The 9,504-nt window shown below is 61.8% G+C and carries 10 protein-coding genes and 1 pseudogene; 10 read left to right on the top strand and 1 reads right to left on the bottom strand.

Annotation, left to right across the window (positions count from 1 at the left end):
- Positions 1-124: 124 nt before the first annotated feature.
- The 10 genes from LL06_RS18035 (at position 125) to LL06_RS17995 (ending at position 9,062) form a co-directional block, all read left to right on the top strand.
- Entirely contained in the window at positions 125-412 is a 288-nt protein-coding gene (locus tag LL06_RS18035) for a hypothetical protein (protein WP_035530019.1), read from the top strand.
- 507 nt (positions 413-919) lie between these two features.
- Positions 920-2,269, top strand: a complete 1,350-nt coding sequence (locus LL06_RS18030; protein ID WP_244447178.1) for an FAD-binding oxidoreductase — start codon at positions 920-922, stop codon at positions 2,267-2,269.
- On the top strand, positions 2,266-2,673 hold the full coding sequence (locus LL06_RS18025; RefSeq protein ID WP_035530016.1) for a membrane protein: 408 nt from the start codon (positions 2,266-2,268) through the stop codon (positions 2,671-2,673). Before LL06_RS18030 ends, LL06_RS18025 begins: the two co-directional genes overlap by 4 nt.
- Positions 2,670-3,713: a hypothetical protein gene (locus tag LL06_RS18020; protein ID WP_035530013.1), complete on the top strand. Its 1,044-nt coding sequence runs from the start codon at positions 2,670-2,672 to the stop codon at positions 3,711-3,713. The genes LL06_RS18025 and LL06_RS18020 overlap by 4 nt, the downstream gene beginning before the upstream one ends.
- Positions 3,714-3,729: 16 nt before the next feature.
- Entirely contained in the window at positions 3,730-3,987 is a 258-nt protein-coding gene (locus LL06_RS26945) for a hypothetical protein (protein WP_201772356.1), read from the top strand.
- A gap of 410 nt (positions 3,988-4,397) precedes the next feature.
- Positions 4,398-5,147, top strand: coding sequence for an ABC transporter ATP-binding protein (locus tag LL06_RS18015; protein WP_035530011.1), 750 nt, complete (start codon positions 4,398-4,400; stop codon positions 5,145-5,147).
- A complete protein-coding gene (locus LL06_RS18010; protein WP_035530009.1) occupies positions 5,140-5,883 on the top strand; it encodes an ABC transporter ATP-binding protein in 744 nt (247 codons plus the stop codon). The genes LL06_RS18015 and LL06_RS18010 overlap by 8 nt, the downstream gene beginning before the upstream one ends.
- Before the next feature lie 48 nt (positions 5,884-5,931).
- Positions 5,932-7,182 (top strand): ABC transporter substrate-binding protein, encoded by a 1,251-nt coding sequence (locus LL06_RS18005; protein ID WP_081964049.1) that lies wholly within the window; start codon positions 5,932-5,934, stop codon positions 7,180-7,182.
- Between the two features lie 12 nt (positions 7,183-7,194).
- A complete protein-coding gene (locus LL06_RS18000) occupies positions 7,195-8,082 on the top strand; it encodes a branched-chain amino acid ABC transporter permease (protein ID WP_035530006.1) in 888 nt (295 codons plus the stop codon).
- A gap of 56 nt (positions 8,083-8,138) precedes the next feature.
- The gene (locus LL06_RS17995) at positions 8,139-9,062 is read left to right on the top strand and encodes a branched-chain amino acid ABC transporter permease (protein ID WP_244447179.1); all 924 of its coding nucleotides are present in this window, start codon (positions 8,139-8,141) and stop codon (positions 9,060-9,062) included.
- Positions 9,063-9,098: 36 nt separating this feature from the next.
- Here the strand turns inward: LL06_RS17995 and LL06_RS27705 are convergent.
- Positions 9,099-9,504 (bottom strand): annotated as a pseudogene (locus LL06_RS27705) (hypothetical protein); the annotation flags it as partial.

Raw genomic sequence — 9,504 nt, 5'->3', positions numbered from 1 at the left:
CGCCGCTGCCCTCTCGTCCCGCGGCCATTCTCCCGCGCCGGTTGTGACAATTTTAGCGGTTGCGCTCAGCCGATCTTAGTCTTTTGCGTGCAGTCTCGGGATATGCAACCGAGGGACCGGTCCCATGGCCAAATTCGCGACACTGGTGATGCTGTGCTCCGCTGGAGCCTTCGCCGCCCCCTTTGCCGCCCCGCACCTCTTTCAGGCCGCGGCCCCGCACATCGAGGCCTACCGCACCGCGCCGTCCTGCCTCATCAAGGGCAATATCAGCATCGACACCGGCGAGCGCATCTACCATGTGCCCGGCCAGCATTATTACGAACCCACGCGGATCTCGCGCGAATTCGGCGAACGCTGGTTCTGCACCGAAGCCGAAGCCCGCGCCGCGGGCTGGCGGAAGTCGCGGCGGTAGGGAGGAGGGAGTGAAGCAGGGACGGGAGGGGATTGCACCGGTTCCGAATGCCGGAAGCCGAAGCGGCCATGGGCAGTCACGGCTTGCGGCGCTCTTGGCCCTGAGCAGAAATTGCCGTGGACACCTGGTGCTGCTTTGCCGCTGCCTCGAACCGGACACTGGTTGAGTGCGCGGCATCTGAGCCGCTCGGATGGCAGCTATGCGGACAGAAAAGCACTCGTTGCCTCTGCGCAAAGGGCTGCTTACTGTACAAGGCTTCTTTGTTTGCCGAATGCAAAGCGAGGGGCAGGAAATCCATACTGACAATTCAATTGCGAGAATTTACGTTATGAACGTAGTCCGGAATCCGAGAGCAAAAAATTGGCGATGATTACTAGAATTGGCCGCCGAGCCGCACTTTTAGGTAGTGGCGCGGTGATAGGCGGGTTGCTAACGAAGTCATTTTTAGCGTCGAATCCCACACTTGATGGAAGACGGTCAATTGAACCAAGGGGCGTTGCTGGCACATTGAATGATGCCAGCGAACTTAGCGAAACACCTATATTCCGGCACATCATCTTAAGAGACGACCCCGGAAAACAGTTGATCGCTTCAATCCGAGCGGAATTGGACGAAGCACGCGCCAACAACCGCCCGGTGAATGTCGGTGCCGCGCGTCACTCCATGGGTGGGCAAGCCATTCCGAGGGACGGCCATGCCATTACGTTTGAGAATGGGCTTGTAGAACCGGACACCGCCAATCGCATGATGCGCGTACATGCAGGCGCACGCTGGAGCGACGTGATCGCGACCGCCGATCCGATTGGGTTGGGTCCGCGCGTCATGCAATCGAACAATGACTTTGGCATCGCAGCGACGTTTTGTGTGAATGCCCATGGTTGGCCTGTGAAGGAAGGGCCTATGGGCAGCACTGTGCGGTCGTTTGATATGATCTTGCCCGATGGTGCGCTTGTGACCTGTTCGCGCACTGAAAACCCTGATCTGTTTGGGATGACCATGGGTGGTTATGGCCTAACAGGGATCATCACGCAGATGGATGTTGATCTGGCGCAGAACCAACGCCTCGAACCCGCATTCGAGGAAATGCCCGCCGAGTCGTTTGGGGACAAATTCATTGAGGCACTTGCGGATGAGACAGTTACGATGGCGTACGGGCGGCTCAACGTTCAACGCGCAAGTTTCATGTCTGATGCCTTGCTTGTTACCTATCGGCCAAGCACCGATCAAAGTGACCTGCCCGCTGCAAGTGGATCCGGTGTAGCCGCGAAGGTCGCAAGCCGCATCTATCGTGCCCAGCTTGGGAACGAGCGGATGAAGCGGTTTCGCTGGTGGTTGGAGGCTGATCTTGCAACTGAATTGGCCGGCGGACCCGTCACGCGCAACAGCCTCATCAATGAACCTGTGCTAACGCTTGATGACCGTAATCCAGACCGCACGGATATTTTGCACGAGTATTTTGTCTCGCCTGATCGCTTTGCAGAGTTTGTGATGTTGTGCCGATCAGTGATCCCCGGTTCCTATCAAGAGTTTCTGAACGTGACACTGCGTTTTGTGGACACTGATCCGAACAGTTGGCTTGGTTATGCCGCAACCCCGCGCATTGCAGCGGTGATGTCGTTCAGTCAAGAACTGACTGTCCGTGCCGAGGCGGATATGAGGCGCATCACCCAGGAACTCATTGAAGGTGTGATTTCAATCGGCGGGACATATTATCTGCCTTATCGACCACACGCACGACCAGATCAATTCGCGCGGGCGTATCCGCGGGCGACAGAATTTGCGGCAGCAAAACGGATCTTGGACCCTGATCTGGTACTGCGGAACAATCTTTGGGATAGCTATCTGGGGGACTTATGACTTTGATCCAGAAATTTGCGCTGGGATATTTCGTCGTCCTTCTGGCGGCCGCAGGCTTGAACTATGTACCGGGAATTACGGATGAGGCGGGGCTGGCATTCGGCATCTTCGCGCTCGACCTGTTTGACGACATGTTGCATTTGGTTTCAGCTCTTTGGGCTTTGGCGGCGGCGCTGCTGGGTGCGCGGGCCAGCAAAGTATTCCTGGTCATCTTTGGTGCGCTTTACCTTGGTGACGGGACGTTGGGTTTCTTGACTGGCTGGGGCTATCTGGACTTTGGCATCTTCACCAACGCCTCGGACGGGTTGTCGTTTACTCTGTTCAGAGTGCTCGCGAATCTGCCGCATATCGCCCTTGGTGGTGTGGCATTGGTTGCAGGTTTGCGGTTAGGTCGGACCGTATGAAGCGGTTTCTGAAACTTGGCCTTGGCGTCCTGTTGCTGCTCGTGATCGGGCTGCTTGCGCCGATTGGTTATACCGAATTAGCCTGTCGACCGGGGGATGGCGGGTCGGACTATTCGGCGATCCTGCCGCCAGACCAGCACCGGCCTGAAGGCCGCACGCTTTTGACATACCCCGAATGGCACATCGTCCATGCCTACGATGATTATGCGAAGGTCATCAGAACGGGCGATCCCCATGACTACAAGTATCTGCCTGCAATCGGCGGGTTTTGGGCATCGCTTTGCAACCTGTCCAAAGCATCCGGACCGCATGGCGGATTTCCGTCGGAGTTTAAATCGACCGTTTACACAATCGGGGTCAGCTTTACTGCAGAGCTGTTGGCAAAGGCCCTCTATGAAGAAACCATTGGTCGCGGAGCGACATTGATACGCGGTGAAGCCCGCGCGCCGCTGGATGAGTTGACTGCACAGCAGGCGGCGGAATATGCGCTGTTTCTGCGTCAGGTGCCTTGGTATCAATGGGATTTCACGCAGGACGCAGCGGAAATCACAGCCAGCGCGACCACTGCCTTTCGGGATCGCGAACGACGGCTCGCGGTTGGCTTGGAATACAAAACCAAGGCAGCTTATGCTGATCTCATCGCGGCAGCCGTCGCCAACATGGAACCCGACGCCGTACGGCTTCAGATGATCGTCACCGGGCTAAGTGCCGCTGATCTCGCTGCCTTTGACGATGTGGATGTGATCGCCACGCGCCCAGACGGCATCAGGATCGAGACACCCCGCTATCGCGCTCTGACAGAGCTTTTGTTGCAATGGGCCAAAGCAGGCGGCAATTTCGTTGAGATTGCTGGCAATGATGACATTCTTTTCACGGTGACCTCCCAGGTCTCGGATCTAGATGAAGCGCTCTACAGTTTTGGGCGTCAAGGCTATGACGACACCCGTCACCTGATCCTGCTACCAGTGTCCGAATTGGCGGAGGCCCTGCGTGGGCTGGATGAACGGGGTCTGACCTTGGAACACATCCATGACTATTAGATCTTGGATTGGGTCAGTGGTCGCCGTCATGTTTGTGTGGATTTCGCTCCAACTTGGCGTGATGAATTTCACCGATGTTGCGCCCGGCGCTATGGCCTTGTTTCCGAACAAAGGATTCATATCACGCTTGCCGGCGGATGCAGGTATTCTAGGCGTTGGCGATTTCTGGATTACTGTAGCGTCAGATGAACCAGCACTGGGGAAAAGGCTCTATGCGGCGGGTGCATTGATTGTATTGCCAGCCGGATTGCCGGGCTGTTTTCCGCTTCCATAGTTACGGCTCGCTGGAGATTTCCTTTTTCAGTGAGTTTGGAAGCCTTTGGAGATTTGGATGCCAACATAGCTGCCAATGAGTCGCCGATTTTCCGATACGGTCATTCGCTGCGTCACAGAAAATCGAAAAAATGGGCTCGGAGCGGACTTGCAGCAGCGCACCCACCATGGCGGCACAACGCCTGACCGTGACGACGTCAGCCCTCACGCCCCTGCCGCTCCGGGCGCACATCCTTGCCTTGAGCACGGTGCCCGCCGCGACGCGCCCATCCCGCCACCTCGCTCTGTCTTCCACACCCCTCGATCATTCCTTGACACCCTCCCGTCACGACCATACCGTCGGGGTCATAAGAACAAGGGATGAGGGATCCAGAAAATGGCAATGATAGATTCGCGTGCGATGTTCAATCCATGAGCATCGTGTTGAAAGCGGAAGGCCTGACCAAGGAATTCAAGGGCTTCGTCGCAGTCAACAGGGTCGACCTGGAGGTCGAGGAGGGAACTATTCATGCGCTGATCGGCCCCAATGGCGCCGGCAAGACGACCTTTTTCAACCTCTTGACCAAGTTCCTGCAGCCGACGGCGGGGAAGATCAGCTACCAGGGCCATGACATCACCGGCATGTCGCCGGCCGGCATCGCCCAGCTCGGCATGGTCCGCTCCTTCCAGATCTCGGCGGTGTTCTCGGACCTGACGGTGCTCGAGAATGTGCGGATCGCCCTGCAGCGCAAGCGCGGCGAGAGCTTCGATTTCTGGCGCTCGGAACGGATGCTGACGCGGTTCGACGACGACGCCCGCGGCTATATCGAGGATGTGGGCCTGGGCGAATTCACCGATCACCGCGCCGGCGAGCTGTCCTACGGGCGCAAGCGGGCGCTGGAGATCGCAACGACCTTGGCGCTCGATCCGGGAATGCTGCTGCTCGACGAGCCCATGGCCGGCATGGCCCAGCAGGATGTCGAGCGCATCTCGGCGCTGATCCGCAGGATCGCCAAGAACCGCACCGTGTTGATGGTCGAGCACAATCTCTCGGTCGTGGCGGATCTGTCCGACCGGATCACCGTGCTCGCGCGCGGCGAGGTTCTGGCGGAGGGCGATTATGCGACCGTGTCGAAGTCACCCGCGGTGATCGAAGCCTATATCGGAGTCGAGGATGCGTGAGACCGCGACGCTGAACGAGACGAAAGCGGCGGGCGGCGACGCGCTGCTCGCCGTGCGCGACCTCAACGGCTGGTATGGCGAGAGCCATGTCCTGCACGGCGTCGAATTCGACGTGAAGCCGGGCGAGGTCGTCACCCTGCTGGGGCGCAACGGCGCCGGCAAGACCTCGACGCTCTGCGCGATCATGGGCCTTTTGGCCAAGCGCACCGGATCGGTCCGGTTCGCCGGGAACGAGACCATCGCCCTGCAGCCGCGCCACATAGCGCGGCTGGGCATCGGCTTCTGCCCGGAGGAGCGCGGCATCTTCTCCTCGCTCAATGTCGAGGAAAACCTGATGCTGCCGCCGCGGATTGCCGCAGGCGGGCTCAGCGTCGAGCGGATCTACGAGCTGTTCCCCAACCTGCTCGAGCGTCGCCGCAGCCAGGGCACCAAGCTGTCGGGCGGCGAACAGCAGATGCTGGCCATCGGCCGCATCCTGCGCACCGGAGCCAAGCTCCTGCTGCTCGACGAGCCGACCGAGGGCCTTGCCCCGGTGATCGTGCAGCAGATCGGCGCGACGATCCGCGAACTCAAGAAGGAGGGGTTCACCATCGTGCTGGTCGAGCAGAACCTGCGGTTCGCCGCATCGGTTGCCGACCGGCACTGCGTTGTCGAGCAGGGCCGGGTGATCGACATGATCCCCAGCGCCGATCTCGACGCCAATATCGACAAGTTGCACGGCTATCTGGGCGTGTAGGTCGAGCAAACAAATCGCGCATAGTGCGTTCAACGGAGGAGGAATAATATGTTCAGAACAGTTGCACTCGGAAGCCTTGCGCTTGCGACACTCGCGGCGGGCCCGGCGCTCGCCGAGGACATCAACATCAAGCTGGGCGTGCTCAACGACCGTTCCGGCGTCTATGCCGACCTGTCGGGCGAGGGCTCCGTCGTCGCCGCGCGCATGGCGGTCGAGGATTTCGGCGCCGCCGACAAGGGCATCAAGGTCGAGATCGTCTCGGCCGATCACCAGAACAAGCCCGACATCGCCTCCAACATCGCCCGCCAGTGGTATGACGCCGAGGGCGTCGACGCCATTCTCGACGTGCCGACCTCGTCGGCGGCGCTGGCCGTGGCCGAAATCACCGCCCAGGCCGGCAAGGTGTTCCTGAATTCCGGCGCAGCCACGACCGACCTCACCGGCGCGCAGTGCCAGCCGACGACGATCCACTGGACCTATGACACGGCGGCGCTGGCCAACGGCACCGGCAAGGCGGTGACCGAGGCGGGCGGAAAGAAGTGGTTCTTCCTCACCGCCGACTACGCCTTCGGCCATGCGCTCGAGCGCGACACCACCGCGGTGGTCACCGCCACCGGCGGCGAGGTGGTCGGCCAGGTGAACGTGCCGTTCCCGGCGACCGACTTCTCGTCCTTCCTGCTGCAGGCCCAGGGCAGCGGCGCCGATGTGATCGGGCTGGCGAATGCCGGCGGCGACACGGTCAACGCCATCAAGCAGGCCTCGGAATTCGGCATCACCCAGGCCGGCCAGCAACTGGCGGCCCTTCTGATGTTCGTGACCGACGTGCATGCGCTGGGCGCCGAAACGGCGCAGGGCCTGTCGCTGACCGAAGCCTTCTACTGGGACCTGAACGACAAGACCCGCGAATGGTCGACGCGCTTTGAAGAAAAGCAGGGCGCCAAGCCGACCATGGTCCAGGCCGGCGTCTATTCGGCGACGATGCACTATCTGCGCGCCGTCGAGGCCGTGGGCAGCTCCGACAGCAAGGAAGTCGTGGCCAAGATGAAGGCCACCGAGTTCGACGATCCGCTGTTCGGCAAGGGCCATGTCCGCGGCGACGGCCGGGTGATCCACGACATGTACCTGTTCGAGGTCAAGAAGCCCGCCGACAGCACCGGCGAATGGGACCTCTACAACCAGATCGCCACGATCTCCGGCGAAGACGCCTTCCCTGCCGATGCGCGACGAGTGCGACTTCACCAAGAAATGATACATCGCGGCATCCCGGCCCTGGCCGGGGTGCCGCGCCGCACTCACTGACCGGGGCCGCTCATGTTCGAACTCTTGGGAATTCCGCCGCAGGTCCTGATGGGACAGCTTCTGCTGGGCCTGATCAACGGATCCTTCTATGCCGTGCTGTCGCTGGGGCTGGCGGTGATCTTCGGCCTTCTCAACATCATCAATTTCAGCCACGGCGCGCAGTACATGATGGGCGCCTTCGTCGCCTGGATGCTGCTCAACTATTTCGGCATCGGCTACTGGCCGGCGCTTGTCCTGGCGCCGCTGATCGTCGGCGCGACCGGCATCGTGCTGGAGAAGGTGGCGCTGTCGCGGCTCTACAAGCTCGACCATCTCTACGGCCTGCTTCTGACCTTCGGCATTGCGCTCATCATCCAGGGCCTGTTCCGCAATTACTACGGCATCTCGGGCCTGCCCTACCAGATCCCCGACGCGCTCGCGGGCGGCCGGAACCTGGGCTTCATGTTCCTGCCGACCTATCGCGGCTGGATCGTCGTGGCCTCGGTGGTGGTCTGTTTCGGCACCTGGTTCATGATCGAGAAGACCCGGCTCGGCGCGTATCTGCGCGCGGCCACCGAGAACCCGGCGCTGGTCGGCGCCTTCGGCATCAACGTGCCGCGGATGATCACGCTGACCTATGGCTTCGGCGTGGCGCTGGCCGCCTTCGCCGGCGTGCTGGCGGCGCCGATCTATGCGGTCAACCCCAACATGGGGGCGGACCTGATCATCGTCGTCTTCGCCGTGGTCGTCATCGGCGGCATGGGGTCGATCATGGGCGCGATCGTCACCGGCTACGGGCTGGGACTGATCGAGGGACTGACAAGGGTCTTCTATCCGGAGGGATCGGCGGTGGTGATCTTCGTCATCATGGCGATCGTGCTGCTCATCAAGCCCGAGGGCCTGTTCGGAAGGGCTGCGTGATGGCGATGGCGGACACCCAGACTGGCCAGGACGTGCGCTTCCGCAAGGAAGTGGGCATGCCGCGGCTGCACAAGATCATCTTCGTGGTCCTGCTGTGCTTCCTGATCGCGCTGCCGTTCATGGTCTACCCGATCTTCGTGATGAAGGTGATGTGCTTCGCGCTGTTCGCGGCGGCCTTCAACCTGCTGCTCGGCTTCGGCGGCCTGCTCTCCTTCGGCCACGCGGCCTATTTCGGCGGCGCGAGCTATGTCGCCGCGCACGCGGCCAAGGTCTGGGGCTTCACCCCGGAACTGGCGGTGCTGGCGGGAACGCTGGCGGCGGCGATTCTGGGCCTCGCCATCGGTTCGCTGGCGATCCGGCGGCAGGGCATCTATTTCGCCATGGTGACGCTCGCCTTCGCGCAGATGGTCTATTTCTTCGCGCTGCAGGCGGAGTTCACCGGCGGCGAGGACGGGATCCAGGGCGTGCCGCGCGGCGAGCTGTTCGGCCTGGTGTCGCTGCAGGACAATATCGCGCTCTATTTCTTCGTGCTGGCAATCACCTTCGGCGGCATCCTCGCGCTCTACCGCATCGTGCATTCGCCCTTCGGCCAGGTTCTGAAGGCGATCCGCGAGAACGAGCCTCGGGCGATTTCGCTGGGCTACCAGGTCAACCGCTACAAGCTGATGGTGTTCACCCTGTCGGCCACCTTCGCCGGGCTCGCGGGCGCCACCAAGTCGCAGATCTTTCAGCTCGCCTCGCTCACCGACGTGCACTGGAGCATGTCGGGCGAGGTGGTGCTGATGACGCTCCTGGGCGGCATGGGGACGATCTTCGGCCCGCTGGTCGGCGCGGCGGTGATCGTGACCATGCAGAACTATCTCGCGACCTTCGGAGCCTGGGTGACGATCATCCAGGGCGTGATCTTCGTGCTGGGCGTGCTGCTGTTCCGCGAGGGAATCGTCGGCGTGATCTCCCGCCTGCTCAAGCGCCGGCTGTAGGCGCCGGGGGCTCGTGCCCTCGGCGTCAGCCCGCCGTCATCCCGTCTTTCTTGCGCCCCGGCGCGTGTCCTGCCGCACCGCGCGGTCGCCCGTCTCCCGCCGCACCTGCTTGCTGTCGGCGAGCGCCGGGACGTGGGGGACGCCGCCATGGGTGTAGCGGTCGGCGCGCTGCCAGGCGTCGAGCCGGGTGGCGCAGCTCTCGGGGTCGAGGCTGGCGATCAAATCGGTGGCGAGCGTGTGGTGGGGCGAGGCCTGGGCCAAGTGCGGGAAGAAGCTTTCGAGGCCCGCGCGGATGGTGGGCTCCGGCGCGCCGAGCGCGATCAGCGCGGTGGCGAGCTGGCGGCCCGAGAGGTCCATCATGATCCGTTCGGCGAGCGCGTAGCTCGTCTCCATGGCGTCGGCAAGTGCGGTGGCGAACCAGCTTGCTTGGTCGGGCTTGGCG

Source organism: Hoeflea sp. BAL378 (genome assembly GCF_000759435.1).
Lineage (GTDB): Bacteria > Pseudomonadota > Alphaproteobacteria > Rhizobiales > Rhizobiaceae > Hoeflea.
The sequence above is the reverse complement of the archived record's forward strand: the minus strand, read 5'-3'. Positions and strand labels throughout refer to the sequence as shown.

Excerpts from the sequence above, each read along its gene's own strand:
- LL06_RS18005 (WP_081964049.1), top strand. The coding sequence starts at position 5,932 with ATGTTCAGAACAGTTGCACTCGGAAGCCTTGCGCTTGCGACACTCGCG.
- LL06_RS18025 (WP_035530016.1), top strand. The coding sequence starts at position 2,266 with ATGACTTTGATCCAGAAATTTGCGCTGGGATATTTCGTCGTCCTTCTG.
- LL06_RS17995 (WP_244447179.1), top strand. The coding sequence starts at position 8,139 with ATGCCGCGGCTGCACAAGATCATCTTCGTGGTCCTGCTGTGCTTCCTG.
- LL06_RS18015 (WP_035530011.1), top strand. The coding sequence starts at position 4,398 with ATGAGCATCGTGTTGAAAGCGGAAGGCCTGACCAAGGAATTCAAGGGC.
- LL06_RS18020 (WP_035530013.1), top strand. The coding sequence starts at position 2,670 with ATGAAGCGGTTTCTGAAACTTGGCCTTGGCGTCCTGTTGCTGCTCGTG.
- LL06_RS18035 (WP_035530019.1), top strand. The coding sequence starts at position 125 with ATGGCCAAATTCGCGACACTGGTGATGCTGTGCTCCGCTGGAGCCTTC.
- LL06_RS18000 (WP_035530006.1), top strand. The coding sequence starts at position 7,195 with ATGTTCGAACTCTTGGGAATTCCGCCGCAGGTCCTGATGGGACAGCTT.
- LL06_RS18010 (WP_035530009.1), top strand. The coding sequence starts at position 5,140 with ATGCGTGAGACCGCGACGCTGAACGAGACGAAAGCGGCGGGCGGCGAC.